The 14749-nt window shown below is 42.6% G+C and carries 11 protein-coding genes; all 11 read right to left on the bottom strand.

Annotation, left to right across the window (positions count from 1 at the left end; translation table 11 throughout):
• Nucleotides 1-220: 220 nt before the first annotated feature.
• Nucleotides 221-2551, bottom strand: a complete 2331-nt coding sequence (locus BW976_RS28920) for a multicopper oxidase domain-containing protein (RefSeq protein WP_217696289.1) — start codon at nucleotides 2549-2551, stop codon at nucleotides 221-223.
• Between the two features lie 15 nt (nucleotides 2552-2566).
• Nucleotides 2567-3082, bottom strand: coding sequence for a DUF3347 domain-containing protein (locus tag BW976_RS21370; protein WP_076376296.1), 516 nt, complete (start codon nucleotides 3080-3082; stop codon nucleotides 2567-2569).
• 131 nt (nucleotides 3083-3213) lie between these two features.
• Nucleotides 3214-3618 carry an HYC_CC_PP family protein gene (locus BW976_RS21365; protein WP_076376294.1) on the bottom strand — a complete coding sequence of 135 codons (405 nt, stop codon included), beginning with the start codon at nucleotides 3616-3618 and terminating at the stop codon, nucleotides 3214-3216.
• A gap of 130 nt (nucleotides 3619-3748) precedes the next feature.
• Nucleotides 3749-5329, bottom strand: a complete 1581-nt coding sequence (locus BW976_RS21360) for a RagB/SusD family nutrient uptake outer membrane protein (RefSeq protein ID WP_076376292.1) — start codon at nucleotides 5327-5329, stop codon at nucleotides 3749-3751.
• Nucleotides 5330-5351: 22 nt separating this feature from the next.
• Nucleotides 5352-8549, bottom strand: a complete 3198-nt coding sequence (locus BW976_RS21355) for a TonB-dependent receptor (RefSeq protein WP_084192296.1) — start codon at nucleotides 8547-8549, stop codon at nucleotides 5352-5354.
• 136 nt (nucleotides 8550-8685) lie between these two features.
• Nucleotides 8686-9726: a FecR family protein gene (locus tag BW976_RS21350; RefSeq protein ID WP_076376290.1), complete on the bottom strand. Its 1041-nt coding sequence runs from the start codon at nucleotides 9724-9726 to the stop codon at nucleotides 8686-8688.
• A gap of 86 nt (nucleotides 9727-9812) precedes the next feature.
• Complete coding sequence (locus tag BW976_RS21345; protein WP_076376288.1) at nucleotides 9813-10352, bottom strand: RNA polymerase sigma factor; 540 nt, start codon at nucleotides 10350-10352, stop codon at nucleotides 9813-9815.
• 291 nt (nucleotides 10353-10643) lie between these two features.
• Entirely contained in the window at nucleotides 10644-11072 is a 429-nt protein-coding gene (locus BW976_RS21340; protein ID WP_076376286.1) for a DUF1801 domain-containing protein, read from the bottom strand.
• A 551-nt stretch (nucleotides 11073-11623) separates the two neighbouring features.
• Complete coding sequence (locus tag BW976_RS21335) at nucleotides 11624-13054, bottom strand: COG3014 family protein (RefSeq protein ID WP_076376284.1); 1431 nt, start codon at nucleotides 13052-13054, stop codon at nucleotides 11624-11626.
• Between the two features lie 106 nt (nucleotides 13055-13160).
• Entirely contained in the window at nucleotides 13161-13754 is a 594-nt protein-coding gene (locus tag BW976_RS21330) for a penicillin-binding protein activator LpoB (protein ID WP_076376282.1), read from the bottom strand.
• Nucleotides 13755-13803: 49 nt separating this feature from the next.
• A complete protein-coding gene (locus BW976_RS21325) occupies nucleotides 13804-14238 on the bottom strand; it encodes a hypothetical protein (protein WP_076376280.1) in 435 nt (144 codons plus the stop codon).
• Nucleotides 14239-14749: the final 511 nt, after the last annotated feature.

Here is a 14749-nt window from a genome sequence, read left to right as displayed (position 1 = left end):
GTCATCTGGGCTTGACTCTATTAAAAAAAGTGGGTTTACATGGTTTACACATTTTATGGTTAATATTGATTTATATACTTGATAATCAATAAATTATGTATTTTTTTCGGAAAAAAGTGTAAACCCACTTTTTGCATAAATATTATCGGCTAAATTTCAATTCATAGGTAACACAACACCAAGACTGGTTAATTTGATTGATGGTACAGCCTCTTTTGTTTTAATAGGTAAGCGTTAAGCCTCCGCCCAAACCCATGTCGCTATCATAATGAGTGGACAGCGCAAAATTGCGGGTGAAAATATACCTGAATCCGGCTGCATATTCCCTGTCCGTATTACCCATAAAGGTGAAACGCAAGCGACTGGTAATCGGTATATCATCCCTGCTTAACTGAAATCTGAGCTTGCCATTACCATCAATACGGGCATCTGCTACTACCAGCATGGGCAGGGTATAAGCCAATCCGGCAACTACGGTTTTACGGTTATCCTTATTGCTTACCTGGCCAAACAGGTTCTTCTCGGGCTCGCCATTTTCTTTCTTATAATGATAATCAAAGCCACCATAAGCATATAGCCATTGCATACGACCAAAATACCGGCCCAGCATGGTTTCGCTTTCGTAGCCATCACGGTCATGCAGGCCAAGGTGCCAAAGGGTTGTAAACTTCCAACGGGTGCTGGCCAGTGCGGCTGTACCATCGCTGCCATTACTTTCCAATCCTACTCTTGCCGATGCATAAAAATGCTGGTCATCGGCATATATCTTTTTGATGGCCGCGGCAGGATCGGGGATCTCCGGGTTGGGTGGTGAATTTTCATAGCTGAATATACGCCCCATACCGCTCATCATGTGGTAAAGGATATGGCAGTGAAAAAACCAGTCGCCACTTTCACTGGCTCTAAATTCGATGGTATCCCTTTCCATCGGCATTATATCCAGCGTATTTTTTAAGGGAGAATGATCACCCTGTCCGTTCAATACTCTAAAGTAATGTCCATGCAAGTGCATAGGGTGCCGCATCATGGTGTTGTTATACAGGATGATGCGCACATTCTCGCCCTTCTTGATCAGGATCTTGTCTGATTCGGAAACGGTTTTGTTGTTGATCGTCCACACGTAACGGTTCATGTTGCCGGTAAGGTCAAACCGGAGCAGTTTGGTTGGCCCTTCGGGCAACGTAGTGACTTTGGTTGATCGTAGCATACCATAGTTTAGGGTAACAATATCGGACGAGTTACTGCCCATATCCATACCATCCATATTCATATTGCCCATATCCTTATCATCAGCCTTTTTACCGCTCATGTTCATGCCACCCATTTTGTCGGCTTTTTGATTCTTTTGATCAGCGGCTTTTTTCGCTTCCCCGGTTATTTCAGGATACATCACGGTGTTCATATCCATCACCTGATTGGTCATGGTCATGCCCTCCATCTCCTTCATGTTGCCTTGCATGTCCATCATCCCGTTCATCATTTTCATGCCCTCAAAATATTTAAGGCGCGACAGATGGGTGGCTTTATGCTGTGTACCTGAGCCCAGCCAAAGCGATGTGTATTTGGTTCGATCCTCGGGCGTAGCTAAAAATTCATAACTACCATCTTTGGGAATGGTGACCACTACATCATAAGTTTCGGCAGTGGCGATGATCATCCGGTCAACCTTTATGGGCTCTACATCTTCGCCATCATTGGCTACTACGGTGATCTTGCCACCTGCATAATTGAGCCAAAAATAGGTCGACGAACTACCGTTAACCACATGCAGTCTTACCTGGTCGCCGGCTTTAAATTGTGGAGCGGTGTTCTCTGGTTTGCCATTGCTAAAAAAGCGGTCGTAAAAAACATCGCTTACATCCATAGCTGTCATCCGCTTCCATTCGTTGGTCAGCTTGGTTTTAAACTGGCCTTCTTTGATGGCTTCGGCATAGTTCTGGGTACTGCCTTTACGTATAGCGTACCAATCGGTAGCGTTATGCAGCAGGCGTTGTACCTGTTCGGGATTATCATCTGTCCAGTCGCTCAGCAGCAAGGTATAATCTTTAATGGGCGATGGTTCTTTTTCATGGATGATGAAAGCCCCATACATCCCACTTTGCTGCTGCGTCATGGTATGGGAATGATACCAGTAAGTGCCATGCTGCACCAACGGAAATTTGTACAGGTGCGTTTCACCGGCCTTTACCGGCGACGTAGTCAGATAGGATACCCCATCGTACCGGTTAGGCAGTATCAGCCCATGCCAGTGGATGGATGTTTCCATCATCATGTTATTATGTACGTATATCTCGGCGGTGTCACCCTCGGTAAAGGTAAGGGTGGGTGCCGGTATCGATCCGTTAATGGCCATTGCTGGCCTGGCTTTACCGGTATAATTTACCGTAGTATCGCCTATATATAAATGGTAAATCTCCCTGTTGCCTATTTTGGTATAGAAAGGCTCCCGCTTACCGCCTGCACCCTGATCCATTTTCATAGACATATGATGCTGACCGAAAGCAGTAGCCGCCAGGAACAGATTTACCCATATTAAAAGGTAAGTCTTCATAAAAAAGCCTGTTTGTTATTTGGCAGCCGGAGCCAACGTTTCTGTAGTTTTACCACAGGTCAGCATTTGCTTGCCGTAGTATGGGTTTTTAATGGCATTCGTTTCGCTCAACCAGGTAGCCTTTTTCATAGGGCAGTATTGTTCATAAACTGTGTTGGTGTTCAGTTTAAGTCCTTTGGTTACCTCATACATGTTTTTAGATAAACTGGTGAAATGTTCACGCTGGTGATCAATGGCATCGCTCTGGCTGATGTGACGGCTGTCAAACTCCAGTTTTTCGGCGTAGGTCATCCACAGTTTATGCTGATCGGCAGTTAACTTATCCATAGGTACTGCGGCAATGGCGGCTAACAGGTCTTTCGCTTTAGCCTTGGTTTGGGCGTTGTTATCGGCAGTAAGTGCATTCTTAACATCCAGGTAAGCGCTCAGTACATTGTTTACAGCGGTATTAGCTGTTTTATCCTGGGCTTTAGCGGTTGAATAAGTGATAAATGCGGTGAAAAGTATAATGAAGGTTTTTAACGTTCTCATGATTTTTTAAGATTAAAAGTAATTAATTTTTAGTTGATAGTTATAGCCGGTAAATGACCAGGGTTATAGCCATATAATTCAAGATGCAAGGCATTATACTACCCCGCTTTAAAAAGGGATTACTTATCAGATCAGATCTGGAGAGAACGTTGTTGTATAGCTATCGCTTTGCCCGATAAACCCGGTGGGGCCTTACCATAACTTAGCTTAACTGTATTTAAAACGATATAATGAGTTGCAGCAGGGATAGATTGAAATGGCCTGGTAATAATGGCCATCAACGGTGATTGTTCATCAACACCGGCTGGTTTTATGTTTTCTTTAATCACATAGTTACCATGGCTTTTGCAGCAATCGCAATCATCGCTTTTTGTACTATGTTTATGATGATGGTGGGAGGCTTTTTGGTTCATGGCGTGCATAGCCATTTTGTTGCCCATTAAGCTTTGACCGGTACAATGTACCAGGCACACGAACATCCCTGTAGTGAGTAACAGGTAAAATGCTGCTATGCTTAAAACGGCTGCTCTTTTCATCTAACAACAAAGTTAAAGCATTATAACGGATATGTTTTATAAAATTACATGTGCTATTTATAAAATTTTGGTCAATAAAAAAAGCCCTTAGCTAAAAGCTAAGGGCCGTGATAAGGTTTAGGGGTACTAATTAATAACCTGGATTTTGCTGCAGTTTTGAATTCAGGATAATTTCGGACGAAGGAATTGGGAAAAGGCGCTTGTTGACGTCTTTATCGGTTTTATACCCCCATGACTCTTCGTATTTGCCAAAACGGATCAGGTCGTTTCTTCTCCAGGTTTCCCAGTTCAGCTCACGGGCGCGTTCCTGTAACAGGTTTGGCAGGTCGATGCTTGACCAAGTAGCGGCTTTACGTTTTGCCCTTAACTGATTAACCAGTGACAAAGGGCTATCTCCATTGGTTGGGGTGGCTCCTCTTAAAATGGCTTCGGCTTTCATTAGCAATACGTCGGCATAACGGAATACCGGCACATCATTGCTTTGGTTACGATCTGTAGCGGTAACATCCGGATAGTATTTGTTATTACGGATACCTTTGGCTTTACCCAATTCGTCGCCGCCAACCTCAAAGGTGGGTACATCAACCAGGGTCAGATCAGGGGTAAAGGTTAGCTGATAATCAACCGGGGTAGTAGGGTCAGAACCTTTATAGGATGCATCCAATCCAATCTTAGTGGTTTTAATAATGATAGGATTGCCGGCAAAATCATACTGTTTACCAATAAGCCAAAGGCTTGTACGGACATCATTAGGGTCATTAAACTGAGCATAATAGGATGGTATCGTGCTGCATGGATTGCTCAAACGGTACAGTAAACCATATTTAGCTTGTAATGCCGGGTGCAGGTTATACCAGGTAAATTGTTCGCCCTGTGCCTGTGCGTGGTCATAAGGAATAGCGAAAATAAATTCTTTCATCTGTGGGCCATTGTCTGGATAGAACATTTTCAGATAATCGTCGGCCAAACTGAATTTACCTGAGGCTGTAATCAGGTCGCACATTTTAACCGCATCGTCATAACGGGATGTGCCGGTATAAACCTGTGCATTCAGGTACATTTTGGCCAATATGGCGTACGCGGTATATTGAGTTGGGCGACCGTAAGTGGTTTGATCAACTACCTGGCTTAGGTTGGGAATAACGGCAAGCAGTTCTTTTTCAATAAAAGCAAATACATCTTTACGGGCGGTGGTGGAAGGCTTATCGGCAGAACCAAAAGTGGTTACTACAGGAATATTGCCATACAAGTCCATCATAAAGAAAAGTGCTAAGGCTCTGGTTGTTTTTAATTCGGCAATTGATGTGGCTTTGGCCGCGTTATCAGGCGATGTGGCAAAACTGGCAATAACACGGTTACAGGTACTTATGGTACCAAATCCCCAGCTCCAGGCATCGGCAACTTCGGGTAGGTCAGCATTCCAGCTATGATAGTGCAGTTGCTGATAACGGCCACCATCGCGCCAGCCGCCTGCTCTTGCGGGCATAATGGCTTCGTCGGTACTTAAGCTCTGCATTTGCCAGTATGATTGTGCAAAGCTGCCCCTTAATTGTACGTAAGCTGCCCCAGATGCCAGTATAAACTGAGCGGGGGTTACAGGGAAATTGCCAGGGGTTAATTCGCTTTCAACCGGCACATCAACCTTGGTGCATGATGATATGGTTATTGCAGCTAAAAAAATAGCGCAGTATTTATGAATGGAAGTTTTCATGTTGATCTGTTAATGAGATGATTTAAAATGATGCACTTAAACCGAATAAGAAGGCCCTGGTACGCGGGTAGTAATTTTTATTATCAATACCAGGTGTAAGCCCCCCTAATGATACTTCGGGATCAATACCCTTATACCCGGTTATGGTAGCCAGGTTATTGCCAGATACATACAGACGAAGGTTACGTATACCCGGTGTAAACTTAGGGAAGGTATAACCCAGCGTTGCATTATCCAGTCTTAAATAAGAACCACTCTCAATATAACGATCTGAGTATATATAGGCATTAACATCCTTAGGCGATTCATTTGCCGAGGAAACCGGTAGGTTATAGCTTCGTACATCACTGGTACGGTTCAGATCGGCCAGGGTAGCGTTCAGTATTTTACCGCCTAATGAGCCCCTTATAAATACGTTCAGGTCAAAATTACCGTAGGCAAAGCTGTTATTAAAACCAAATAACAGTTTAGGCTGTGCATTACCGGCATAATAATAATCTTTTGAGGTAGGGGTGGTGGTAAGCCCGCCGCTGCGGCTGTAAAACTGTGATACACCGGCGGCATTTTTGCCCGCATATTTATATAAAAGGAACTGGCCAACAGGATAGCCTGTTTTCAGGATCTGTACTTTATAACCAGTTTCGCCCTGACCACCTGGTTCTGCTACCGGAATAGAATCGAGCTTAAAGGCAGAGTTTGATAATGATACCAGCTTGTTATTATTATGGGCCACGTTAAGTGAGGTGTTCCATCTGAATTTGCTGGTCTGAACAGGAGTCGCATTAATCGTTATTTCGTAGCCTTTGTTTGAAATATCGCCAACGTTGGCGGTAAGTGTATTTGCAAAATATTGTGTGGTTGATACCGGATAAAAATAAATCAGGTCGCTGGTTTTTTTGTCATAAACTTCCAATGTTCCGCTAACCCTGCCTTTGAGTAAAGAGAAATCCAAGCCAAGGTTATACATGGCAGTTTTTTCCCATTTCAAATCGGGGTTGGGGTTTTGAGTTGGGCCAATAGCATTGGTAAATGTGCCATTGTTATAAAATGCGCCTACATTACCATATTTGATCTGCGCAATCAGCGGATCGAAACCCAGGGAGTTACCGGTGATACCATAGCTGGCCCGCAATTTTAAATCATTAAACAGGGTCTGTTTTTTCATGAACGACTCCTCAATGATCCGCCAGCCAAGCGAAGCCGAAGGGAAAGTTCCCCATTTATTGTTTGCGCCAAAGGCAGACGAGCCATCGCGCCTTAATGATAACTGTACCAGGTACTTGTTATCAAAACTGTATTTGGCCCTGCTGTAATAAGATATTAAGCGTAGCTTTTGATAGAGATTACTTCCCCAGTCAGTTTTAAAACCATTTGGAGGAGAGCCCAAGCCGATGTTCAAATAACCAATATCATCTGTAGGGAAATTACGGTTGTTGGCCTGGAAACCATCACCATTTACATCCTGCTGTAAGCTATAACCTGCCAGCACATTAATGTTATGCTTGCCGGTAATTTTATCATAGGTCAGGAATGTTTCGCCTACTTTATGCGTGTTTTCATATGATGAACGATAAGCTTCGCCATTTACACCCTGGTCAAGTGTGTATTGACTGTTATAATAAGACCCGCCGTTAACTTGTTCATTTTGTGTCGACAGGTTTATGTTATAGGTAAAACCAAAAGGCAACTTTAACTCGGCAGTAGCGCTTATTAAGTTTAATTTGCTTTTGCTTTGCTGATTTGCATCAGCCAGTAATGCTACCGGGTTATAATATTGTATCCGTTGCAGGTTTTCGGTATATACTCCGTTTTGCTTTACCGGTACAGTTGGCAAATAACGCAGCATATTGTATAAAACAATGTTTTGGTTAGGTATAATATCAGAAGTGCTGGAAGAGTTATTTACAGACAAGCCCAGTTTTAAATGATCATTAAAGGCTTTTTGTTCAATAGCTGCCTTAGTGGTTAACCGGCTTAATTCACTTCCCTTCAGTATACCTTTATCATCAAAATAATTGACTGAGGCGCTATAAGTAGTTTGATTAAAACCACCGCTAAGCGCAACGTTATGATTTTGTGAAGATCCGGTACGGCTTACTTCTTTTTGCCAGTCGGTATTGGCCCCTTTTTGATCAGATGGATCAAGCGCCAGCCCATTTTTTGTTAAGTAGTCATTGAGCTGACTGGCATTCATCATTTTAATGCTGTTGGCGATATTTTCAATACCCGCGTACGCATTATAGGAAACTACAGACTGCCCCGTTTTTCCTTTTTTGGTAGTGATGATAATTACACCGTTAGCAGCGCGGGTACCATATATAGCTGTTGCTGATGCATCTTTTAATACGTCAATGGTTTCAATATCATCTGGCGATACCAGTCGGTAATCGGCACCAGCTACACCATCAATTACATAAAAAGGCTCCTGTGCACCACCGGTTGTGCGCAATGTTGATGGTCCCCTCAAGCTAATAGAAGGTGCTTCGTTTGGGTCACCTGAACGAGTAATGTTCAGACCTGCCACCTTACCTTGCAGTAGCTGCGCCGGGTTGCTGAACGCGCCTTTATTAAAATCTTTATTTTGAACAGATACAATGGAGCTGGTGAGCAGTTGGCGTGATTGCTTACCGTAACCTACCACTACTACCTCTTTCAGCGCAGCCTGATCTGCTTTCAAAGATATGTTGAGAGTACCGCCAGAAACCGGAAGTTCCTGTGATAAGTAACCGATGAATGAAAATACCAGAATATTGTTTTCGGCAGCCTCGATATGGTAGCTACCTGTAATATCAGTTACGGTTCCATCGGTGCTGCCTTTGAGCTTTACCGATACACCTGGTAGGGTTTCGCCTGTTTGCGCATCGATAACTTTACCGCTAACCCTCATAAGCCTGGCGGTGGTTTGTACATATATGGTTTGATCTACCCTTTTGAATGTTAAACCAGATTGTTTGGCTATTTTCTTTAATACCTCATCAATAGGCTGGTTATTTTCAGAAAGACTGATCTTTTTGCTGAGCTGGGCTTCGGTTGCGTTATGTATAAAGCGTAAACCGGTCTGTTTTTCTATCAAAGAAAACACCTCCTTGATGGATTTTTCGGAGACCTGTATCGTGCAATTGATAGAATCCGATGTGCGGTTTACATTGGCTGCACTGGCTTGTATAACCGTGCACATCAAATAAATAGCACTAAGAAGCGAGAATATATATTTTTTCATATTTTTGAGATTGTTTTACTAAAATGAATTGGGTCCTTTGGCGAGAACCTGATTACGGAGCAGGTAGTATGATCTGATCATGCTGCCTGTTGTTGTTTTGTGTTTTTTACTTCATTAAACTTTACCTTTCTTGAGTTTAGTTGCATTTACCGGAGATGATCATCTTATTGCCCTGCATTTGCCATGATACATCCGCCACTATCCTGATCTGTTCCATCACTTTAGCAAGCGGGATATTATCAAAAGTGCCCTTCAGCTTGCAGCGTAACAGGGTGGTGTCTTTTAACTGAACGGGTACGCCATACCATCTGCTTAGTTTTTTAGCGGCATCTGGCCAACTGTCATAGTTAAATACCAGTTTGTTTTCTTTCCAGCCGGTAATATCTTCGGTCATAAAATCGGAAACATGGGCCTGGTGATCGGTTTTGGAATAGGTCATTTGTTTACCAGGGTCAAGGATGATGCGTTTGGATGGGTCATTATTCATATCCACCTGAACTTTACCCTGTACCAGTGATACGGTAATATTGCTATCGTTTTGGTAGGCCGAAACGTTGAAATGCGTACCCAGTACTTGGGTAGCTATCTTGCCGGTATGTACAATAAATGGTTTTTGCGGATTCCTTTTTACATCAAAAAAAGCTTCTCCATCCAAGTAAACCTCGCGCTTATCATCGCCAAAGCTATTAGCGATACGCAAGCTGCTTGATGCGTTAAGGGTAACCGCGGTACCATCCGGCAGATTGATCTTTTTCTTTTCGCCGGGAGCGGTATGTTTTTCGACTATAGCCAGAGTATTGGCCGGTTTGTTATTGAGTTTAGCCTTATACAACCAAAAGGCACCCGCCAGGATCAGTGCCGACGCGGCTATGGCCAGAATAGGGCGTAATTTTAGAATAATGGTATTCTGGTGGTCAGCTTTTACTGATCTGCTTTGGGAAACAGGGACCGCTGCTTCCAGATCGTCTATCTTTTTATTTAAACGGGCTAATACCTCATTGGCTTTGCTGCTATTATTGGGTACAGCCTTTTTTGCCGACCAGATCTCGGCGATATCCTCAAAAGCGTCGGAAAATTCCTTATCTGTTTGAACTTTTTGTAATAAATACTGGGTTTCCTCTTCGGTTATTTTTCCCTCCAGGTAACCTATAATCAACAGGTAGTGATGTTCATCCATGTATGCCATTTTGAAGTAAGTATCCAAAAAGGCATAATTCGATTACAAGATTTTACGATTTAATATAATGTTAACATTGGAGCCAATTACTTAACAAAAAGCAGGCGTTTCCGGAAATAATTTACGGATCGGTAAATATGTGTCTTTACTGTATGGGGAGAGATACCTAAAATTTCGGCAATTTCCTGGTAGTCAAGCTGATGTTGCCAGTTCATTAAAAAAATGAGTCGACCTTGTTCGGGCAATTCATCAACAAACCGTTCGATCATCAGGCGGCGATCCTTTCTGAAAAGCATTTCATCGGGCCGAAGGTGATCACTGATGGCTTTATCGGATGCATACTCTTCGGGCAGTAGCGGCATCTTTTGATTTTTGCCTTTTAAGGTGTAAACCCTGTTTTTTACAGCGCCGTACAGGTACGATTTTAGGGAGGTATGTATGCGTAATCTTTCCCGTTTTACCCACAGATCCAGGAAAACATCTGCAATGATATCCTCACCGTCATCGCTGTTTATACCTAAAAAACGGCAAAAATCTGATAATAACGGATAATATTTTAGAAATAAGGAATTGAAGGCTTCCCTGTCATCTGCTGTTACCTGCGACAGTAATTCTATATCATCCATTATAAATAATCAATAGGGGCAATTATATAACTAAGGTATTACTATGCTTAATTTTATAAGTTAAGTTATTGTTAAGCTTTGAAAGTTCAACACTCAACACCTAACAACCTCTTCAAGGTGTTTTATAAATTCAGCAATAGTGCTTATAAATTGGTATTCTAAATTGGTTTATTGTTGGTATACAATGCATATCTGCATAAAGGGTCTGGTGGTTTAATCAGGATAACTCCTTGAACCTTTGTTCAAAAGAAGATAAAATTAATGAAATTCCAAATATCAGCGCTTAATTATTTAAGATATTGATGCGCAGTATTTGGTTTTTAAATAGCCAACGGCGGAGGTAATCATTTCCCGCAGTACATCTTCATGAATATCCTGCAGTTTTTTGACATAGATACAGCCTTTTCCTGTTTTGTATTTGCCAAAATTGGCAAGCAATTTTTCTTTCTCCACAGGGTCCTGCATCAGGTAAAGGGTAATTTCGGCTTTGCGCGGGGAGAAAGCAACCATGGGCATATCGCCCTCGCGGCCGCTTTCATATTTATAATGGCAGCTGCCAAAACCCACAATGGCAGGTCCCCACATTTTGGCTTCCAGGCCGGTTTGCTCCTCCATGATCTGTACCAGTCGGAAACTGTCTTTGCGTTTGGTTTCATCCGCTACCGCATTCAGAAATTCGGCTACACTGGCAGTGGTTTCTTTGGTTTTATTTTCGGCCATGGGTATGATAGGTTGAAAGTGATGGGTTCCTGAAACTGGTTACTACTTTATTAAAGATAATTATAAAATTCAAACAGCTCTTGTTGATCAAAAACTTTTTAAACCTTTATTTTAACACTTTTTCTATCGAAAATCGACTAAAAACGAATAGAAAACTGCTCTAAACTCATTCAAAACAATCTATTTTAACACTTTTTAACAAATTTTTGATACAATTTAAATGATTTAAAAAGATTTATACTATTGACTATTAATAGTATACGTGTAAATAGTTCTAATTTTTAGGCTTTTTATCTCTTTAATTAAACAGCCCTGCTTACAATATTCAAGTAAGCAGGGCTGTGTTTGGAATGTACCTAAAGATACAAAAAATGTTTGGGATTTTCAATGGGATGGAGCGGTAGGCGTAGGGAGCTTTAATAAGAAATACGTCATTGAGGTGCGAAGTAAATAATCCTGGTCATTCTGAGCGGAGCGAAGAATCTACTCGCTGATAGATCCTTCGCTCCGCTCAGGATGACAAATTAAACGTAGGGATTATCTTACACCTTTTACCGCAATGATGAATAATTATAAAACTGGAGGCGGCCTGTACCGTTTACTTTGATGGTTTTGGTTTCATCGGCACCGTGGCTGTTTTTTAGGGTAAGGCTGATCTGATTTTCGCCTTTTTGCAGCGGTATGCGCGCATATGAAATGTACGATGGCAGCGTTTGCCAGTTGCGGGTATCGGCTTTTTCTGATAGCAGACTGTACAACTGTATACCATAACCTATGCCTTCCAATAAGGAGTTGGTATTACCATTGTTATCTTTAGCGGCGGCACGTACCGAATATTCGGCTATCTTTTTTACGGCCAGCCTGGAAAGTACCTTGCCCATTTCGTTTAAGGTACGTTGTTGTAATGTTCTAAAGGCCAGTTCATTGATGTCCTCGGCTTTTTCAAGCGGTATTTGCTGCTGGTTATTGGTGACCACCGCGCCCGAATAATAAGGGGTTTGCGCCACATATTTTGGCCAGGCCACCCGCAGGCTTTCTACCGATTTGGTGTTTACTTTATTCCGGTCGCCACTGTAATTAAATGGAAGTACTAATCCGCCGGCCGCGTCTGTAAAAAAGAGGTCGCCGTTGTTGTTCCTGATCAGGCTAAAAAATAAATCGACCTGGGTTTTAACCGGAGCCAGACCGTTTTCCCAAAAAAGGATCAGCTCGCCGCCCTCACTTGGTTTGGGCAGCACGTAATTGCTCATGCCGAAGGCTTTTTCAAATTCATCGGCCTCGGTTGTAAATCCATTCAGCATGGCTGTACGAATTACATCCTGCTGAAGCCCCAGTGGCATCGTGGTGCCGTAATAGGTTTTATCAGGATTTTTCAGATATAGCTCAGCCGCGTTACGGTAAGATATGAATGCGTTATTCACATCGTTGTTGCTTTCATACAGCATCCCCTGCAGCATGAGCGAAAACGCGTCGTTGGAGTAACGGCTATCTTTATTGTTAAATTTATCGCCCTGTACCTGGGCTTGCAGGCTAATACGCCTGGCTTCCACTATGGCATCTTCGGTATTATGCAGATACATATAGTTGAGCGCCTTGTAATAATGGATCATGAATTTCTCAAAATCCTCGCCTTTATACCGCTGCGTCATGGGGTTTACCAATGCACCAACGGCCTCATCCGCAGCACTTGTCATACCATGCTCCAACATCGAGTCGGCATCGTTAAAATACTGGTTGCTGTTTTTATATTCTCCGTTCAGTTGGCTTATCCTTCCCTTTTCCATCAGGTAAAGGAGCCTGTTACGGGGTTTTTGGATCAGGCTGTTTTTGTCCAGCTCTGTCTCGGCAGCTTTGTAATTCCCGGCCGAAACATTTTTATAATACGGAAGAATACGGTCATTATAAGATGCGCAGCCTGACAAAAAAAGCATCAATCCTATAACAGACGATGCCTGGAGAATATACTTGCGGAGGTTTATCATTATTGGGAAGAATCAAGAGTCAAGAGTCAAGAATCAAGAGGAAAGATCAATTTTGTATTGTCTTGACTCTTGATTCTTGTATCTTGACTCTTCCTATATAACAGGCTTAGTTTTTTACGTATTTGGCTATTTTCTTTTCGCCTATCCAAACTACTTCGTTGGTTTGGATATTGGTCAGTTCCAGGTTAACCTGGTAATAAACCACTTTTTGACGTTTGTGGGCATCAACAATGGAGTTGATAGAACCTTGCAGTATGTAATCGGCTCCGTTTTCCAAACCGAATTTTTTCATGCTTGAAACGGTAGCGTTGGTTTGCTGATCTTCTTTTTCGGCACGTAATTCGTCACGTTTTTTGCCGCCTTGTACCAAACGTACTTTTTGGGTTTGTATAAACGCGCTTTCAACATCTTTTACAAATGTTTCGGCATCAATATGTTCATGGCTTTTGTTTTGAACAAAGCCAACAATAACTACAGGCCTTTTACCCTGATGTTCTTCCTGGTGGGTGTTTATCCAGGCGGCGTTCAATATTTTATCGGTAAGGTCGGCTGCTACTAATCTCGAATCGCTGTTGTTCCAGTTTCCGCTGATATCGATGGTTTCGTCTGTACTAACACGTGTTACTTGTCTGGAGCATGAGGCTACTAACATTCCTGAAACTGCAAGGGCAGCAACTGCTATAATTTTGTTGAATTTCATGTGTATTGTTCGGGGTTTTATATAATAAGATTGTATTTTGAGTAAATTGTTACCAGCCAAAGCCTATACCAACACTGGTACGTCCGCCCCAGCGGCCGCCGTAGCCACCACCCCAACGGTTTCCATAGCCACCGCCCCAGCCACTGTTCCAACCCCAATTGCTGTAAGGGTATGAGTAGCCGCCATAGACACTCCATGATGGGCTATAATCATAACCATTCATACGTTCCTCATGGCGCCATTCGCGGTTTTGCCTGCGGCGTTCCAGTTTGGCCTCGTACCAGTCGTAAGCTTTATACGTGTTTTGAACCGTAGTGCCGTGCAGGCTGTTCAAGCTATCGGCCCCACGCATATATTTATACTGGCTTTCCAAATATCTTGGGTTTTGATCTGGTTCTAAAGCGGTTGTTTGCTGGGCGTGTACTACGCCGCTGTAAAAACTACCTATCAGTAAGCTGGCAATGATAATTAATTTCCTTTGCATGACTTTAAATTTGATGTAGCAAAAATAAGTAAAAACAAATCGTATGTACCTACAGAAAGTTGACGTACAGTCATTTATTTAACGTTTTTTAACTATAACGATCATATATAAACAAATAAAAAAGCTGACCTGCTATCTTGGAAGGGTAAGCTATTTTCTATCAGACTTGAATTTTGGGGAATGGATTAATGGGGTTTGTAAATAAAATTATGTTTGAAGGGCTATTGTATCAGCTCACCCCGACATCGCTGCGCTCGTCACCCCTCTCTCCGCTTCGCACATAGAGGGGATTTTTATTTTTTCTTTACCCTCTTTCCGCCGTAGGCGAAGAGAGGGTGGTCCAGCGAAGCGTAGACCGGGTGAGTCGATTATACTCTATGCTATTTTGTGTAGTGGCAGGGAGGGGTTTATACAAGCGGCAAAATTATCAAGCGATGAAACCCCTTCCTACCCTTCCCGAGGGAAGAAATTGCACAGGCTTTGGCTTTGGTCGGATGTCATGCCGGGTTCC

This window comes from Mucilaginibacter lappiensis (assembly GCF_900155965.1).
GTDB lineage: Bacteria > Bacteroidota > Bacteroidia > Sphingobacteriales > Sphingobacteriaceae > Mucilaginibacter > Mucilaginibacter lappiensis.
This window is presented reverse-complemented; position numbering and strand designations above follow the sequence as displayed.